Source organism: Peribacillus sp. B65, assembly GCF_058513295.1.
Genome location: NZ_CP195840.1, coordinates 3,925,287 through 3,942,942 on the forward strand (window position 1 = coordinate 3,925,287; position 17,656 = coordinate 3,942,942).

Sequence of the window (17,656 nt, forward strand, 5' to 3'; positions counted from 1 at the left end):
TCCCATTACACCATTATAGCATTAAGATTTTTCATTAAAAAAGAGAAGTATCGATAAAATGTTATTACCAAATGGAACCTCTGAATCTAAAATCCAATATAACACGGATACGGTTGAAAGACAGCCGGCAAAGAGAGCCCTGAACTCAAAATAAAAAGCCGGGAAATGAATTCCCCGGCTTTTTATTTTGATCGAAAGAATTAGGATTCAGTTGTTTCCTCAACGTTATCCTTAATACGGTTAAGTGCCATGGAATAAGCATCATTTCCGTAATTCAAGCAGCGTTTGACCCTGGAAATCGTAGCCGTGCTTGCACCCGTTTCCGTTTCGATTTTATGATAGGTTTTACCTTCTTCAAGCATGCGGGCTACTTCAAGACGCTGTGCCAGTGATGAAATTTCATTAACTGTGCATAAATCATCAAAAAATCGATAGCATTCGTCCAAATCACGCAAGGAAAGGATCGACTTAAACAGCTGATCCGTTTCTTTTCCTCTTAACTTATCAATTTGCATGTTACTCCCCCTCAATTTCATGGGTATCAAAATGAGACGTCTCCAACTAAACCAGGTTCATCCGGAATAATATTGATCCAAGTTTTCCCTGGAATCAACCCTACTTCTTTATCGTTTTTCACTGGTATAATCCGCCCATCCTTATTAACCCATTCTACTTCATTCGCTTTTCCTTTTTGAAGTAAATAACCATTTCCGCCACTTTTCAAGTCGATTTTACGACGCCCTTTATCGTCGATCACTTGATGAGCAGCCTCAATGATCAATATATTATCCAGTAAAATAGGTTTATTCGATTTATGCTCGACTGTTTGCTCTCCGTTCGAATAACGTTTATATTTCTCTTCCGTGGCTTCGTATTCATACTGTACATCATACTCGTCTGATCCGTAGGAAACCTCGGTTTTCAATGCCGGTTCCCCTTGAAGTCCAGCTGCCTCTTCCTTTGTAAGGAAAGCATAATGCTCCGGTGCACCATTCAACTCATATCCCTTTTCCTTCGCGCCTTTTTGGATATCCTCAAAGGAAGTGTAGGAATTATGCGGTGCTTTTCGATCTGCCGAACGTTGAAACAAAGTACCATCATAATATAATCCGTTCAAGTTATCAATATACCCTTTGTCCAGCATGGTTTTTGCCTCGGGGCTGTTTCCATGACAGACATAGATGCAATCAAGGCCTTTTGCCAATTCGATATAATAGTCCCTTGCACTCCGGATCGGACCGATTTGGCTTGGCATTTCACTTTGGAAGATGGCTAAAAATCTGGTTATATCACCTTCTGCGAGCATTTCAAAGACGATATCCGCTTCTGAGAGGCCCGATTGTGGGCGTGCTTCCGGATGGTTATTAATCATCACTGCTGCAGCCCTGCGCTCACTGTCTTCATCGGTGGCTATACCTGTTAGTGGAAACTCATTGGAAGGTTCATTTTTCACATCTGTATTTTTGATGACAGCTTGGTCTTTCGGCTTATTGTCATCCGATGCAGAATCTTCTTTCGTAGAACATCCTGCCAGCAGTAAAATAGCAATAACGATGAAAAGAACTCTCTTTAGGTTCATCTTTCCACTCCTCTGATTTATTAGCCATTTCTTCTCTTATATTTTAACGCATTATAGTAGGAAAGAGTATAGTTTTATTCATTACATCATATACTCCTCGCTGGGTTAGCCTTATATATGGGAGATGGGTTGTCGAAAAGAACGAAAGGGTGTAAACAGGATCGGCGAAGCGATAACCTCTCTCACGCAGTAAATGTTTCAATTCATTTTCTTCTTCTATCAGTTCTGGAACCTCCTTGGTGGACATGACCCCCTTTAATTTCAGAGGAAGTTCATGAATCACCTTGCCTTGTTCCGTTAAAATGATTCCACCGCCGATTTCCTTCAGCCGGTTAAATGCCAAATGCATATCCTTTTTCCTTTTACCGATCAGTATGATGTCACCTGTATTTGTGTAAGAGCCGGCGAAGCCGCATAATTTGTCCGCAAACCCTTTTAATATCGTATTGATGCGCCATTTCCCTTCCCGATCGATAAGCATGAAAAAGCATTCATCATCCTCAAAGTTCAGTTCTTCATGGCCAACATCATTGGCAAGCGAGTACGGTTTTGTAATTACATTATCGACCAATTCAATTCCAAACGGCATGGAAAATTCAAAATCTTCCTTTAAACTAAGATCCCAATCAAGATCGAGTGGTTTAAAATCGAAATCACTCCATTCGATTTCCTGTTTATCCGGAATGATTTCACCATCCCTTTTAACCCATTTCCCTTTTGCCATTACCGAAACCGGTGCGGGTTCCTTTACATCGGTCAGGAAGTTGATGTTCGCTACCCTTCCAGTGGCAATATTGCCATGAAGGTATTCGATATTATAATAACGTGCGATGTTGATAGTTGCCATATTGTATGCATCGATGACCGGAACGCCATGCTCTATCGCTATTTTGATCAAGCAGTCTATGAAACCACCTTCATAAAAGGACGGCGGCGATCCATCTGTCGTATAAAAGAATTTGTCATAATGATCGATGCCCAGTTCATGGATTTCCCGTATCAGCTTTGGTAAATCCGGACGGATCGAAGAATGTCTTAACGATACATAATAGCCCTGCAGCAAGCGCGACATTACCTCATCACCTGTCATTGCCTCATGATCACAATCGGCTCCGAACAAGGTCATTTTTGCTAAAGTCTTCTCTGAAGCACCTGGAAAGTGTCCTTCTATTTTCTTCCTCATTCGCTTGGCTTCCTGAATCCAGTGCAGCATCATGTCATCCCCATCGAGAAGCTTCGGCCATCCAGTCAGTTCCCCGCCCTGTAATACGGCATCATGCTCCAGCCATGATTTAACGGCCCCATGGGAAAAGACCATATCTTCATCGATCAATTCCGTTTGTCCGTCAAAACGGCTCCACCAATACATTGTTACAGGAATGTTACGTAATTCTTTCAAAAGAGAAAACGCTTTCTTTTTATCTAACTGCAATAGAAACGGCAAGTTATCATTGATCAATGTCGTTGTGCCAAAATGAGATGCATAACGTGAAAAAGAAAGGGGATTATATAATTGAGAAGGGTGTGAATGCGGCTCAATATAACCCGGGACCAAGTACTGGTTTGTACAGTCTACCATTTCACAGCGGTCTATATTATCAGGAAGCTTATCGCCGACATATATGATGCGATCATCATATATCCATATATTCGCCTTCACCCATTTTCGTAAAGCCTGATTTAAATAAGTCGTATTTTTAAGCAGAATGTGTGGTGCCCTATTGCCATCCAGCACATCTATATGTTCTCTTAGATGTTTATTTTTCCATCTATAGCGCTGTTCAAGCATAAAACATTCCCCCATAAGTTATTAGAAACAGATGTATGAAAAAAACCATTTTCAATCCAATTTTATTTCATAGTAACATACTTACCCCATTAGAACAGTAATGTTATCCAGAATATTGTTAAATTTTTGTGAAGGGATGGACTTTAAATGAAGTTTAAACAAAATATCAGTATAATAAATGCATTAATGCGAATTACCTGTGGTTTTACATTTTTAACATGGGCCATGGCTAAAATGGTGAAAAAACCATGGAAAAACCAATCTTACATAATCGTGGTGATGCTTTCTGCCATGAAAATAGGCGAAGGCATACTCCGCTATTGTCCTGTCGTAGATGCGATGGAAAACGGACAGAACTTGATGAAAAGTGAGCCAAAATATGAAAGTGAATCCAATCAATCTGATTCATATTAAGTTTTTTCTAAAGAAGAAGCTGACTCCGCTTAGAGTCAGCTTCTTTATATTATGATGAAAAATTGTATTTTATTGCTCGGTAGCCAATATCCGTTCGCCAAAATAAACCGTCTTTCTCAATATGCCCTAACTCTTTATATACTTCAGCTTGCGCAGAGGCCAAATCTTTCCCTTTTGCAGCAACCAGAAGTACACGTCCGCCATTCGAGATGAAGTTCCCTTCATTATTGAGAGCCGTTCCAGCATGATAAACATGGGCTTTCGGATCAATCTTTTCCAAGCCTTTAATGATAGATCCCTTTTTATATTCCCCTGGATATCCATCAGCTGCGACGACCACTCCAAGCACGGCTTCTTCATGCCATTCAAGTTGTAAATCCTCTCCAGAAAGAACCGCTTCAAGCGTATCCACGAAGTCTGTTTTTAGGCGCGGTAAAACGACTTGCGTTTCCGGGTCGCCAAAACGGGCATTGAACTCAATGACTTTTGTGCCTTTTTGAGTAGCGATCAACCCGGCATATAATATTCCTGTAAAACTCCGATTCTCAGAAATCATGGCATTTACAGTGGGCTTAAGAATCGTTTCGACTGCAGTCTGGATCATTTCATCGGAAATTTGCGGCACCGGTGAGTATGCACCCATTCCACCTGTGTTCGGACCCTGATCTCCATCGAAAACCCGCTTATGATCCTGAGCAATGACCATCGGATACACTTTTTCCCCATTTACGAATGCCATCAATGAAAATTCTTCGCCATCAAGGAATTCCTCAATAACGACTTTGGCAGATGCTTCCCCGAACTTTGCCCCGACAAGCATATCATGGATGGCGTCTAACGCCTCTTCCATCGTCATAGCAACTACGACACCTTTTCCAGCAGCCAAACCATCCGCTTTTATGACGATGGGTGCACCCATTTTTTCGATATACGCCTTTGCTGAATCATAATCAGAGAATGTTTCATATTCCGCTGTCGGAATGCTATAGTTCTTCATTAAATCTTTAGCAAAGGATTTACTTCCCTCGATGACAGCAGCACGGCCATTAGGGCCAAATACCTGTAATCCTGCCTCCGCAAAATCATCGGCAAGTCCATTCAACAATGGTGTTTCGGGCCCGATCACCGTTAATGCAACTGCATTATTTTTGGCAAAGGCAACCAATTCCCCGTGATTGTTTTCATCAATTGGAACAAGAGTCGCTACATCGGTCATCCCTGGATTTCCCGGTGCTGCAAAAACAGTCCCAACCCGTTTACTTTCAAATAGTTTGCGGGCTATGGCATGCTCCCTGCCGCCCCGGCCAATTACTAGTACATTCATTATCGCACCTCGTTTTTGATTAATGTTTAAAGTGACGAATTCCTGTAAACACCATTGTAATCCCATATTCATCAGCTTTCTTGATCGAATCCTCATCTTTAACAGATCCACCAGGCTGAATGATTGCCGTGACGCCCGCTTTTGCTGCCGCTTCTACAGTATCATCCATTGGGAAGAATGCATCTGATGCCAATGCACTTCCTGTCGCTCTTTCCCCAGCTTGTTCCAGAGCAATTTTTGCAGCTCCCACACGGTTCATTTGACCTGCGCCAACACCTAATGTCATTTGATCGTTACAAACCACTATTGCATTCGACTTGACATGTTTCACGATTTTCCAGCCAAGTTCCATGGCTTTCCACTCTTCAGGTGTAGGCTCACGTTTCGTTGCCACTTTTACCTCTGCATCCTTTAAGCTATGTGCGTCCCGATCTTGAATAAGTAATCCGCCTTCAATGGATGTCAATTTTCGTTCAGGCTTTTTAACCGCGTCAAAATCGATCGTTAATAAACGTAGGTTTTTCTTGCTTGTCAATACTTCCACTGCCTCTTGTGTAAACCCAGGGGCAATGATGATTTCAAGGAAAATTTCATGAAGCTTTTCCGCAGTCGCTTTATCGACTTCACGGTTCAAAGCGATGATCCCACCGAAAATGGAGGTGGCATCTGCCTCATAAGCTTTTTCATATGCTTCCAAAATGGTCGCACCGACACCGACGCCGCAAGGATTCATATGTTTGACTGCAACTGCAGCAGGCTCATTGAATTCTTTAACGATTTGAAGTGCTGCATCAGCATCATTGATGTTGTTGTATGATAGTTCTTTTCCATGTAATTGCTTCGCTTCTGCAATTGAGAAAACGGAACCAAGCGGTTTTTTATAGAATGCGGCTTTTTGATGTGGATTTTCCCCATAACGAAGCGACTGTTTCAATTCATAGGTAACAGTCAATGATTCAGGATTTTCTTCATCGGCAAGCTCTGTCATATACTCTGAAATAACTGCATCATATGCTGCCGTATGACGGAAAACTTTTGCAGCCAGGCGGCGATTCGTGGTTTTTGCTACCCCGCCGTTTTGTTTCAGCTCAGCCAATACGGTAGGATAATCATTGGAATCAACGATAACAGTCACATATTCGTGGTTTTTAGCAGAAGAACGAAGCATTGTCGGTCCACCGATATCGATGTTTTCAATAGCATCTTCCACAGTGACTTCCGGTTTGGAAATAGTCGCTTGGAATGGATATAGGTTTACGCAGACAAGTTGAATGGGTTCAATGTTATGCTCAGCAAGCTGTGCTGCGTGACCTTTGTCATCATGTTTTGCCAACACTGCTCCATGGACATTCGGGTGAAGCGTTTTAACACGTCCATCCAAAATTTCCGGGAAACCGGTGACGTCACTGATTCCAATAACCTCAATACCATTTTCCTGAAGCGTTTTTTTGGTACCGCCTGTAGAAATGATTTCAAAACCTGCTTCAATTAAACCTTGAGCAAATTCTACGATACCTGTTTTATCCGATACACTAATTAATGCGCGTTTCTTCATGTTATGTTGGTCCCTCCATTAAGTAAGTTTCTTGTGGCATAGCTCCTGCAAAACTGATGGATACAAATCATGCTCCATTTCCTGAATCCTTTTCTGAAGGATGTCTTTCGTATCCCCTTCAAGAATTGGCACTGTTTTTTGGGCAATGACCGGTCCTGTATCCATTCCATCATCAACATAATGAACGGTTACCCCCGTTTCCTTCACTCCGGCATCAAAAGCCTGGCCAATTGCATCCTTGCCTGGAAAACTTGGCAGAAGTGAAGGGTGGATGTTCACAATCCTCTGTGAATACTTTTGTAATAATGTCGGACCGATCAAACGCATATAACCAGCAAGAATGATGAACTCTATCTCATACTGGCGAAGTTTTTCCAGGATTTCCGATTCATATTCAGTCTTGTTGGAGTAATTCTTTGCTGAAAAGGAGAAAGAGTCAATATTCTCAAGCTTTGCTCTCTCAAGCACATATGCGTCTTCACGATCGCAAACGACAAGACAGATTTCCGCCTCCAACTTTCCACTTTTTATTGCTTCAGCAATTGATTGAAAATTACTACCGTTACCTGATGCAAAGACAGCAAGGCGTTTCATTATTTGAACGACACTCCATTTCCATCCACGATCGTTCCAATAATTGAGGCTTCTTCACCGCAAGACTTTAGGTGGGCTAGCACATCCGATGCCACTTCTTTTTTGACGACAGCCGTCATCCCAATACCCATATTGAAGATATTGAACATTTCCTCTTTTACAAGGTTTCCTTTTTCTTCAAGGAATGAAAATATAGTTGGAATTTCCCAGCTTCCAAGCTCGATTTCAACACCGCATCCTTCAGGAAGGATACGCGGAATATTCTCGATGAATCCTCCACCGGTGATATGGGCAAGACCATTAACCTCAAATTTTTCCAACGTCGATAAAACGGACTTCACATAGATTTTCGTCGGTTTTAATAATTCCTCCCCCAACTTGCAATCCAGTTCCGGTACGAAGTCATGAAGCCCCATACCTGAGTCTTCAAGAAGGATCTTACGAACAAGGGAATACCCATTACTGTGTATGCCGCTTGAAGCGAGTCCAATAACGACATCACCAGCAGAGATCGCTTCACCAGTAATCAGACGTGATTTTTCAACGGCACCTACAGTAAAACCTGCCACATCGTATTCTTCCGTCTCATACATGCCCGGCATTTCAGCCGTTTCTCCGCCGATTAAAGCACAGCCCGCCTGCTCACAGCCATCTGCAATTCCTTTGACGATCATTTCAATTCGTTCAGGATCTGCTTTACCGCAGGCAATATAATCTAAAAAGTATAAAGGTGCAGCACCTTGAACGACAACATCATTGACGCACATAGCTACACAATCCACTCCAATTGTATCGTGTTTATCCATCATGAACGCCAACAAAAGTTTTGTACCCACTCCATCCGTACCAGAAATGAGCACAGGTTCTTTAAGGTTCAAGGAAGATAAGTCAAACATGCCGCCGAAACCGCCCAGACCATTCATTACTTCTGGACGAAATGTGCGCTTTACATGTTTCTTCATTCGATTTACCGCTTCATAACCAGCCTCAATATCCACACCAGCCTGTTTATATGCATTAGCCATTTGAAATCCTCCTCCGAAAATCAATCATCATTGCCGACTTGATTAACATTTTGTTTTTTCTCGTTCGTATTCAAAAATTTCAGTCGGATAATTTCCGGTGAAACAAGCTAGGCATGAACCGCGCGTTTCTCCAGGAAACGGTCGTCCAATCGCTTCGACCATACCTTCGACACTTAAAAAAGTTAAGGAATCAGCTTCAATGATTTCCCTTATTTCCTCCACCGATTTTGAGCTTGCAATCAGTTCTTCCTTTTTAGACGTGTCTATGCCATAAAAACATGGATTCTTGATCGGTGGTGAGCTGATTACTACATGCACTTCTTTCGCTCCGGCATCTTTTAACATGCGGACAATCCTTCTGCTCGTTGTTCCACGGACGATTGAATCATCAACCATTATGACCCGCTTGCCTTCCACTACCCCTCTTACAGGTGATAGTTTCATCTTTACGCCTTGTTCACGCAGACTTTGTGATGGCTGAATGAAAGTCCGTCCAACATAACGGTTCTTTATTAAACCCATTTCATAAGGAATGCCTGCAGCTTCAGCATAGCCAATCGCTGCCGAGATGCTCGAATCAGGTACACCTGTAACTACGTCTGCTTCAATTTTGGTTTCGAGTGCCATTTGCTTACCAAGGTTTTTACGTGCCGTATGAACATTGATACCATCAATGTTGCTATCCGGACGGGAAAAATACACGTACTCCATCGTGCACATTGCCTGTTGGCTGGAAAGCGAAAAGTATTCGGATGTGATTCCCTCATCATTAATGACAACCAGTTCTCCCGGCTCAATATCGCGGATGAATTCTGCACCTACAATATCAAGAGCACATGTTTCAGATGCAGCGAAATATGCATCGCCTATTTTCCCCAAGGAAAGTGGACGGAAGCCATGCGGATCTCTTGCCATGATCATTTGGGTTTCGGTCATGATGACAAAGGCATAGGCTCCCTTCAGCATGCTTAAACTGTTCTTCACGGAATCTCTTACATCCGAGTAGCCGGAGCGTTTAATCAGATGTGCCAGAACTTCCGTATCAGAGGTCGTTTGAAAAATGCTTCCTTGTCCTTCAAGCTGTGCTTTTAATTGATGGGCATTGACGATATTCCCATTATGAGCAAGGGCCAGCCCCCCTGTATGAGAATTGAACAGGAAAGGCTGAACATTTTGATACCCGCCGCCGCCTGCCGTTGTATAACGGACATGGCCTATTGCCGCTTTACCGCTACCGGAAAGTGCCTGCATTTTTTCCGCAGTGAATATCTCTGTGACAAGTCCTTCGCCCTTAGAGATGGACATCTGCTCACCATCCGTCACGACGATGCCCGCTCCCTCTTGACCACGATGTTGCAAGCTATGCAAACCGTAGTAAGCAAGCTGCGCTGCATCGGGATGTCCCCAGACTCCAACAACACCACACTCTTCGTTTAGGCTTCTTATTTCAGCAAGCATGGTATGGCTCCCTTCCAAGCTGTTTGTAAATCTTCAACGTCCGCTTCCAACACTTTGCTATCACTTGTTGCTACGACTAATTTATTATCAGCCGTTACTGAGCCTATGCAAATCGCATCTTCAACAAGAGCTTCAAATGACGCTTGATTATCAGGATTGATGGACAGTAAGAATCGTGATTGCGTTTCACTGAATAATTCAGATACAGGTTCCCCGGATATATTCACTTTTGCCCCTAGTTTGCTAGCCCCGAATAAAGATTCAGCTAAAGCCACTGCCAAACCGCCTTCCGAAAGGTCATGGGCTGATGCAACAAGTCCTTTTTGAATTGCCGTCAGAATTTGCTGCTGACGTTTTTGTTCAAGGTCCAAATCAAGTTCTGGAGCGCGTCCAAAGATTTTACCCTCGAGCATTTTCTGTAATTCACTGCCTCCGAATTCAACTTTCGCTTCACCGACCACGTAAATCAAATCGGATTCATTTTTAAATGTTTGTGTTGTGATGTGCTTAAGGTCATTGACTAGACCAACCATTCCAACTACAGGCGTCGGATAAATCGCTTCACCATTCGTTTCATTATAAAGGGAAACATTTCCGCCGATTACAGGAGTACTTAAGCTTCTGCAAGCTTCACTCATACCGTCTGCCGCTTTTTCCAGTTGCCAGAATATTTCTGGTTTTTCTGGATTCCCAAAGTTCAAGCAATCCGTAATCGCTAAAGGTTCCGCACCCGAGCAAATGATGTTACGGGCTGCTTCAGCCACAGCGATTTTGCCGCCTGTTTCAGGATCTAAATAAATAAAGCGGGAGTTACAATCCGTTGTCATGGCAAGGGCTTTATTCGTACCACGTACACGCACTACCGCTGCATCCGATCCAGGTGAGACGACTGTATTCGTGCGGACCATGTAATCATACTGGTCGTAGACCCATTCCTTACTCGAAATTGTCGGTTGCTTCAATAGTGATACCAATGTTTCTTTATAATCTTCAATGACTGGCACTTCTGCCGTCATGCTTTGGAAGTCACGGAAATATTGCGGCTCTGCAGATGGCTTGTGATAAATAGGAGCTTCTTCAGCTAATGCATCAACCGGAACCTCAGCAACGATTTCACCTTGATGGGAAAGGGTTAGGTTTTTATCATCCGTCACTACACCAACAGCAACCGCTTCTAGGTCATATTTCGTAAACAAGTCGACGATTTCCTGTTCGCGTCCTTTAGTGACAACGATCAGCATCCGCTCTTGTGATTCAGATAGCATCATTTCATATGCTGTCATTCCCGTTTCACGCTGCGGTACCAAATCCAGGTTCATTTTTATTCCTGAGCCAGCTTTGCTCGCCATCTCGGCAGATGAGCTTGTAAGACCTGCTGCTCCCATATCCTGAATGCCAACAAGGGCATCATTTTGAATCAATTCAAGGCATGCTTCCAAAAGCAGCTTCTCCATGAATGGATCGCCTACTTGTACGGCAGGCCGTTTCTCTTCCGAAGACTCTGATAGCTCTTCAGATGCAAATGTTGCTCCATGAATACCATCACGTCCAGTTTTCGCACCCACATACATCACTGTGTTGCCCACTCCATGCGCTTGGCCTTTTTTAATGTCCTTATGATCGATCAAACCGACACACATTGCATTGACAAGAGGATTTCCTTCATACGATGGATCAAATTGAATTTCTCCGCCGACAGTTGGAATTCCGATACAATTCCCGTATCCTGCAATCCCTGCAACCACTTCTTTAAATAGATATTTCACACGATCATTGTCTAGCTCACCGAAGCGAAGCGAGTTCAACATCGCAATCGGACGGGCTCCCATGGAGAAAACATCACGGATAATTCCGCCGACACCGGTAGCAGCACCTTGATAAGGCTCTATTGCCGAAGGGTGGTTATGACTTTCAATTTTAAAAACGACAGCCTGATCGTCACCGATATCAACGATACCTGCTCCTTCACCAGGACCTTGTAGCACTTTCTCCCCTGTAATCGGGAATTTCCTTAAGATGGGTTTTGAATTTTTGTAGGAACAATGCTCTGACCACATAACCGAAAACAATCCAGTTTCCGTATAATTCGGCAGTCTGCCTAAGATTTTCTCCACCATTGCAAATTCATCATCGGATAGTCCCATTGTTGCGTACAATCGATCCGATTTAATTTTTTCCGGACTTGGTTCAAGCTGTAATAACATGTGATTCCCTCCAGTTTTTTACGATGGATTGAAAAATCTTTAAGCCGTCTTTACTGCCAAGCAGCGAATCAACAGCACGTTCGGGATGAGGCATCATTCCGAGGACATTTCCTTGTTCATTTGTAATTCCCGCTATTTGCTCCAAGCTTCCGTTTGGATTTTCACCATCATACGTGAACAAGATGCGGTTATTTTGTTTTAATTCAGCCAATGTCTCATCATCGCAGTAGTAATTCCCTTCACCATGTGCAACAGGGATCGTAATCGTTTCATTTAATTCATATCCTGTCGTGAACATCGATTGGTTATTTTCAACCTTCAGTCCTACATTGCGGCATATGAATTTCAAGCCTTCATTACGGCGCATCGCACCAGGTAAAAGTCCTGCTTCAAGTAAAATCTGAAAACCATTGCAGACACCCAATACAGGCTTTCCTGCTTGTGCCGCTTTTACGACTTCTGCCATTACATTCGAAAATCTTGCAATTGCTCCAGAGCGTAAATAGTCTCCATAAGAGAAACCTCCAGGAAGAAGAATCCCATCATACTGATCTAGATTGTCTGTAGAGTGCCAAACATACTCCACTTCTTCCCCCAGTGCATCCTTTATCGCATGGTACATATCGACATCACAATTGGAACCAGGGAAAACTATGACAGCAAATTTCATTGGGTGATAACCTCCTCAACATCATAGCGGTAAGCTTCAATTACCGTATTGGCCAATAGTTTTTCACACATTTCCTTTACAAGTTGATCTAAATCACGATCCGTATCCTTAATTGTAAGTTCAATGTATTTCCCCACTCGAACATCACTGACTTCGTTATAAGTCAAGCTATGAAGTGATTGTTGCACTGCTGCTCCCTGTGGATCTAGTACACTTTCGCGTAGTGTGATATATACTTTAACCTTATACATGTTGAGTGCCCTCCAACTTTGCTAGTATTTTTTCATAAGCATCTGTTAAACTTCCTAAATCACGGCGGAATACATCTTTGTCTAACTTTTCGTTTGTTTTAATATCCCATAATCGGCAGGTATCAGGTGAAATTTCATCTGCCAGCAGAATGTCTCCATTCGGGGTTTTACCAAACTCTAATTTAAAATCAATCAATTTAATGTCTAACTCTTTAAAGAAGGAAGTTAAGACGATACTGATTTCTTCTGCCTTTTCTTTTAAAATCGCTACATCTTCCTTGCTTGCAAGTTGCAATTCTTCAATATGGTCTTCCGTTAACAGAGGATCGCCGAGTTCGTCATCTTTATAGTAAAACTCAATCAGCGTTTTCTTGAGCGGCTGGCCTTCTTCAATGCCAGTTCTTTTAGAAAAACTGCCGGCAGCCGTATTTCTGACAACGACTTCAAGTGGAATGATGGATACCCTCTTGACTAGCTGCTCCCGGTCGGAAAGCATTTCAATAAAATGGGATGGGATATTCTCTTGGGCAAGCTTTGAAAATAGTAAGCTAGTAATTTGATTATTCAACTTACCTTTTCCGGCAATCTCTGACTTCTTCTCACCATTAAACGCTGTTGCCGAATCCTTGTATTCCACCCAAACTATTTCACTGTTGTCCGTTGCAAAAATCTGTTTCGCTTTTCCTTCATACAACAATTCTCGTTTTTCCATCTGTCCAGACCCCCACATTGTGAATATTATGAATCTTCCTGCCATTGATCAGGCTTGGCAAACATATCACCGTTTAGAGGTGCCATGTTTGCCGCCTTCACTTTTATAAACCTAAACGATCAAAGATTACATCAACATTTTTCAGGTGATGTGTAGGATCGAAACAATCATCAAGTTCTTCTTTCGTAAGCAAGCTTGTTATTTTATCATCCTTTTCGATCAGGCTTCTGAATGGAACCTGAAGCTCCCATGCTTCCATCGCTTTCGGCTGAACCGTATCATAAGCTTCTTCACGGACAAGTCCTTTATCGATAAGGGAAAGCAGTACACGTTGTGAGAAAATCAATCCAAGCGTACGGTCCATATTGCGTTTCATATTTTCTGGATAAACGGTCAAGTTCTTCACTATGTTGCTGAAACGGTTCAGCATGTAGTTTAATGCGATCGTTGCATCCGGCAAGATGATGCGCTCAGCAGAAGAATGCGAAATGTCACGTTCATGCCATAATGGCACATTCTCATATGCTGTCATCATGTAACCGCGGATTACACGAGCCATACCCGTCATATTTTCAGAACCGATTGGATTCCGTTTATGAGGCATTGCCGAAGATCCTTTTTGTCCTTTTGCAAAGAATTCTTCCACTTCGCGTGTTTCACTTTTTTGCAAGCCGCGAATTTCAACTGCGAATTTTTCAATTGATGTCGCAATTAAAGCCAATGTGCTCATATAATGTGCGTGACGATCGCGCTGCAATGTTTGTGTTGAAATTGGCGCTGCTTCAAGGCCAAGCTTTTCACAAACGAATTTTTCAACGAACGGGTCGATGTTTGCGTAAGTTCCGACAGCTCCAGAGATTTTCCCAACCTCAATGTTCTTTCTAGCTTCTTCAAAACGTTCTACATTTCGCTTCATTTCTTGATACCAAAGAGCCAGTTTCAACCCAAAAGTGGTCGGTTCAGCATGAACTCCATGTGTACGTCCCATTTGAACCGTATATTTATGTTCTTTCGCTTTATTTTTCAGGATCTCCACGAAGTTATTTAAATCCTTGGCAAGTATCTCATTCGCTTGCTTTATCACATATGAAAGAGCTGTATCCACCACATCAGTGGAAGTCAGTCCGTAATGGACCCATTTCCGTTCTTCTCCCAATGTTTCAGAAACCGCACGTGTAAAAGCAACAACATCGTGGCGTGTATCTTTTTCGATTTCATTGATACGGTCTACATCGAATGTAGCATTTTCACGAAGAAGCTTCACATCTTCTTTAGGAATGACACCTAGCTCAGACCATGCTTCACAAGCTAAGATTTCAACTTCCAACCACGCATTAAAGCGGTTCTTTTCTGTCCAAATGTTTCCCATCTCTGGGCGGGTATAACGTTCAATCATTTTACTTCCTCCGTTTCAACCTGTTGATTCCATATTTTGCTTCGATCACTTTCCAAAAGAGCTTCCTCAATCGTTGGACGTAAAATATTCACATGACCCATTTTCCGCTTAAGCTTGGCTTCTTTCTTACCGTAAAGGTGAACCTTCCAATCTGAAAGCGTCGGAATTTCATCCATTAAGGGCTCGATATGCTCACCAAGGATGTTTATCATTACCACAGGCTTCAATAACTCCGTATTGCCGAGCGGCCAATTGCAGACAGCCCTTATATGCTGTTCGAACTGTGAAGTTTCACATGCTTCCATTGTATAATGGCCTGAGTTATGAGGTCTTGGCGCTAATTCATTAATGATGATATCATCCTGAGCGGTTAAAAACATCTCGACCGCCAATGTCCCCACCAAATCAAGTTTCTCTGCAAGCTGCAAAGCTTCATTAATAGCTTTCCGTTCAGCTTGTTGACTAATACGGGCGGGAACAATGCTTTTATGAAGAATGTTTTCAACATGAATGTTTTCCGCAATCGGAAAATGACTTGTCTCGCCATCTGCCTTACGCGTCACGATAATGGATATTTCTTTTACGAAAGGAATCCAGGCTTCCAGCACACATATACCTGTTTTGAGCAGGGATTCAGCCTTTTTGATGTCGGCTTCTTCCTTAATGACCAACTGCCCTTTTCCATCATAACCGCCCCGCGTCGTTTTTAACACACTAGGGTACCCTAATTTCTCTATATGAAGGTGAATTTCTGAAATATCCTGTATTTCCTGATATGGAGCAACGGAAGCTCCTGCATCAGATATGGCTTTTTTTTCAGTCAGTCTATCCTGTGTCAGCTTTAATAATTCTGAGCCCTGTGGAAGAAATGCATGTTGCTTTAACCAATCCAGTGCTTCTGAACTGATATTTTCAAACTCGTATGTTATGACGTCACTGACCTCAGCCAACCTTTTCAATGCTTCGATATCATCATAAGCACCAGTGATTTCAATATCCGCCACTTGAGCACATGGACCTTCTGCTGTCGGCTCAAGGACCGCTATCTTAAAGCCAGATGCCTTAGCCGATAAGGCCATCATCCTGCCCAATTGTCCTCCGCCGATTATTCCAATGGTCTGTCCCGGTAAAATGATTGTATTATTTAAGTTGTTCACTGCTCTGTAACACCTTTTCTCTGGTTTCGTTTCGTAAAGCCTCTAACCTATCGGCAATGTCAGAATCAAAAGCTGCTAATATTTGAGCCGCAAACAAACCGGCATTGACTGCGCCCGCTTTTCCGATCGCAACCGTTGCAACCGGTACGCCACCAGGCATTTGAACAATCGATAATAACGAATCCATCCCATTTAATGCCTTCGACTGTATTGGAACGCCTATCACAGGGACAATCGTTTTAGCGGCGGTCATACCTGGAAGATGTGCAGCCCCGCCTGCTCCGGCAATAATCACTTTAATATCTCTATCTTTTGCACTCTCTGCATATTCAAATAGTAAATCCGGCGTCCGGTGGGCGGAAACGACTCTTTTTTCATAGGGAATCTCAAGCTGTTCCAATGATTCACAAGCGTATTTCATCGTTTCCCAATCCGAGACACTTCCCATAATAACCCCAACTTGCGGTTTCATATCATCTTTCCCTCCAACACTCATATTATGGCGTCCCGGGTATGCAGACGGACGCTTATCATTTTTATCTATAACATGTAAATTAAAAAACCGGACAGGTTGCTTCCTCATCGAGAAAGCAACCTGTCCGGAAAAGAAAGCCCTTTTGAAAAAACAAAAAGACTTGGCTAGTTTCCGAAATAGTCAGATGCTTTTCTCATAGTCCGATGATTTACGGTCATCAGGTAGAAACTTTTGGGCCATATCCCCATGATTATATGAGATGTATTAATGTAACTTCATCTTACCTTCCGGCCATTTTAATGTCAAGTTAAAATCGAATATTTTTACATGATATTAATTAATCGTTCGTGTTTTACTCAATTAATTTTGCTTCAAATACAATTTTTCGATCAACTGGCACATAATGGACCTTGGCATTCTCGATTCTCTCGGCAAAGATGGGCTCTTCCGTTCTCCTTACAGGAAAGTACCCCGCCGCTTTAATTCGATCTAAACATGCATCAATTGTCTCGCCCTCGATAACTTCAAACTTTTCCTTACTCTTTTTACCCACAATACCGATTCCTTCCATAATTCTATTTTTTCTGTCTTCTTCTTTAGCATCCAACTTGCATTATTAAAATTATTAAATTCTTCCCAGTATAATGAAAAGAACAAGTAAAGACAAGTTACATTTCAAAAAAGAGGATTATATTATAATGGAAATTCCATAATGCCTAAGATTATGATAACCCTGTCTTCCGTAAAAGCACCTGCACCCATAAATTATACATCTCCTTCAATATCCTACCCTTCTTCCCCTCTCAATTACCATAGCCTTATTCATGAAATTAACCTCTGCTCCATATTCGTATCTTGCTCTCGCGAATTATTTCAATTCAAGTAAGACCTATTTTAAAAGTCAGCTTTTGTAATTTGAGAGGATTTAACGCAGGTCGATTTATTTCATTTTAGGTCGAAAGGTTAGGCTTCAGGTCGATTAGATGTAATTTACGTCACTCCTCCCTGAAAGCCGAAAATATTGCAATACAAAAAAAGACCAGCCTGATGGCT

Annotated in this window: 17 protein-coding genes and 1 riboswitch; of the genes, 1 reads left to right on the forward strand and 16 read right to left on the reverse strand. The window is 42.4% G+C overall.

The window, feature by feature from the left end; all coding sequences use genetic code 11:
* Positions 1-200: 200 nt before the first annotated feature.
* Genes ACSR9O_RS19120 through ACSR9O_RS19130 form a run of 3 tightly spaced genes read right to left on the reverse strand, consistent with a single transcriptional unit; the run spans position 201 to position 3,368 of the window.
* Positions 201-515, reverse strand: coding sequence for a YerC/YecD family TrpR-related protein (locus tag ACSR9O_RS19120; RefSeq protein WP_034306094.1), 315 nt, complete (start codon positions 513-515; stop codon positions 201-203).
* A 26-nt stretch (positions 516-541) separates the two neighbouring features.
* On the reverse strand, positions 542-1,579 hold the full coding sequence (locus tag ACSR9O_RS19125; RefSeq protein WP_101225017.1) for a DUF3048 domain-containing protein: 1,038 nt from the start codon (positions 1,577-1,579) through the stop codon (positions 542-544).
* A gap of 43 nt (positions 1,580-1,622) precedes the next feature.
* Positions 1,623-3,368 (reverse strand): adenine deaminase C-terminal domain-containing protein, encoded by a 1,746-nt coding sequence (locus ACSR9O_RS19130; RefSeq protein ID WP_491724920.1) that lies wholly within the window; start codon positions 3,366-3,368, stop codon positions 1,623-1,625.
* A 147-nt stretch (positions 3,369-3,515) separates the two neighbouring features.
* On the opposite strand from ACSR9O_RS19130, the gene ACSR9O_RS19135 reads away from it, so the two are divergent.
* On the forward strand, positions 3,516-3,782 hold the full coding sequence (locus ACSR9O_RS19135) for a YgaP-like transmembrane domain (protein WP_101225019.1): 267 nt from the start codon (positions 3,516-3,518) through the stop codon (positions 3,780-3,782).
* A gap of 49 nt (positions 3,783-3,831) precedes the next feature.
* On the opposite strand, the gene purD is transcribed toward ACSR9O_RS19135, so the two are convergent.
* The 13 genes from purD to ACSR9O_RS19200 form a co-directional block, all read right to left on the reverse strand.
* Positions 3,832-5,106, reverse strand: coding sequence for a phosphoribosylamine--glycine ligase (gene purD, locus ACSR9O_RS19140; RefSeq protein ID WP_101225049.1), 1,275 nt, complete (start codon positions 5,104-5,106; stop codon positions 3,832-3,834).
* A 19-nt stretch (positions 5,107-5,125) separates the two neighbouring features.
* Positions 5,126-6,661 (reverse strand): bifunctional phosphoribosylaminoimidazolecarboxamide formyltransferase/IMP cyclohydrolase, encoded by a 1,536-nt coding sequence (gene purH / locus ACSR9O_RS19145; RefSeq protein ID WP_230177955.1) that lies wholly within the window; start codon positions 6,659-6,661, stop codon positions 5,126-5,128.
* 18 nt (positions 6,662-6,679) lie between these two features.
* Entirely contained in the window at positions 6,680-7,255 is a 576-nt protein-coding gene (purN, locus tag ACSR9O_RS19150; RefSeq protein WP_101225021.1) for a phosphoribosylglycinamide formyltransferase, read from the reverse strand.
* Positions 7,255-8,280 carry a phosphoribosylformylglycinamidine cyclo-ligase gene (gene purM / locus ACSR9O_RS19155; RefSeq protein WP_034306111.1) on the reverse strand — a complete coding sequence of 342 codons (1,026 nt, stop codon included), beginning with the start codon at positions 8,278-8,280 and terminating at the stop codon, positions 7,255-7,257. The genes purN and purM overlap by 1 nt, the downstream gene beginning before the upstream one ends.
* A gap of 42 nt (positions 8,281-8,322) precedes the next feature.
* Complete coding sequence (purF, locus tag ACSR9O_RS19160; protein ID WP_048680621.1) at positions 8,323-9,738, reverse strand: amidophosphoribosyltransferase; 1,416 nt, start codon at positions 9,736-9,738, stop codon at positions 8,323-8,325.
* Positions 9,723-11,942 carry a phosphoribosylformylglycinamidine synthase subunit PurL gene (gene purL / locus ACSR9O_RS19165; protein WP_101225022.1) on the reverse strand — a complete coding sequence of 740 codons (2,220 nt, stop codon included), beginning with the start codon at positions 11,940-11,942 and terminating at the stop codon, positions 9,723-9,725. Before purL ends, purF begins: the two co-directional genes overlap by 16 nt.
* Positions 11,926-12,612 carry a phosphoribosylformylglycinamidine synthase subunit PurQ gene (purQ, locus tag ACSR9O_RS19170; protein ID WP_048680628.1) on the reverse strand — a complete coding sequence of 229 codons (687 nt, stop codon included), beginning with the start codon at positions 12,610-12,612 and terminating at the stop codon, positions 11,926-11,928. The genes purL and purQ overlap by 17 nt, the downstream gene beginning before the upstream one ends.
* Entirely contained in the window at positions 12,609-12,863 is a 255-nt protein-coding gene (gene purS / locus ACSR9O_RS19175) for a phosphoribosylformylglycinamidine synthase subunit PurS (RefSeq protein WP_034306118.1), read from the reverse strand. Before purS ends, purQ begins: the two co-directional genes overlap by 4 nt.
* Positions 12,856-13,575 (reverse strand): phosphoribosylaminoimidazolesuccinocarboxamide synthase, encoded by a 720-nt coding sequence (gene purC, locus ACSR9O_RS19180; protein ID WP_491724921.1) that lies wholly within the window; start codon positions 13,573-13,575, stop codon positions 12,856-12,858. Before purC ends, purS begins: the two co-directional genes overlap by 8 nt.
* 103 nt (positions 13,576-13,678) lie before the next feature.
* Positions 13,679-14,971 (reverse strand): adenylosuccinate lyase, encoded by a 1,293-nt coding sequence (gene purB / locus ACSR9O_RS19185; protein WP_034306123.1) that lies wholly within the window; start codon positions 14,969-14,971, stop codon positions 13,679-13,681.
* Entirely contained in the window at positions 14,968-16,128 is a 1,161-nt protein-coding gene (gene purK / locus ACSR9O_RS19190; RefSeq protein WP_230177956.1) for a 5-(carboxyamino)imidazole ribonucleotide synthase, read from the reverse strand. The genes purB and purK overlap by 4 nt, the downstream gene beginning before the upstream one ends.
* Entirely contained in the window at positions 16,112-16,600 is a 489-nt protein-coding gene (purE, locus tag ACSR9O_RS19195; RefSeq protein ID WP_076372819.1) for a 5-(carboxyamino)imidazole ribonucleotide mutase, read from the reverse strand. The genes purK and purE overlap by 17 nt, the downstream gene beginning before the upstream one ends.
* Before the next feature lie 179 nt (positions 16,601-16,779).
* Positions 16,780-16,881, reverse strand: a riboswitch (purine riboswitch).
* Between the two features lie 74 nt (positions 16,882-16,955).
* On the reverse strand, positions 16,956-17,174 hold the full coding sequence (locus tag ACSR9O_RS19200; protein ID WP_491724922.1) for an NETI motif-containing protein: 219 nt from the start codon (positions 17,172-17,174) through the stop codon (positions 16,956-16,958).
* Positions 17,175-17,656 lie beyond the last annotated feature (482 nt).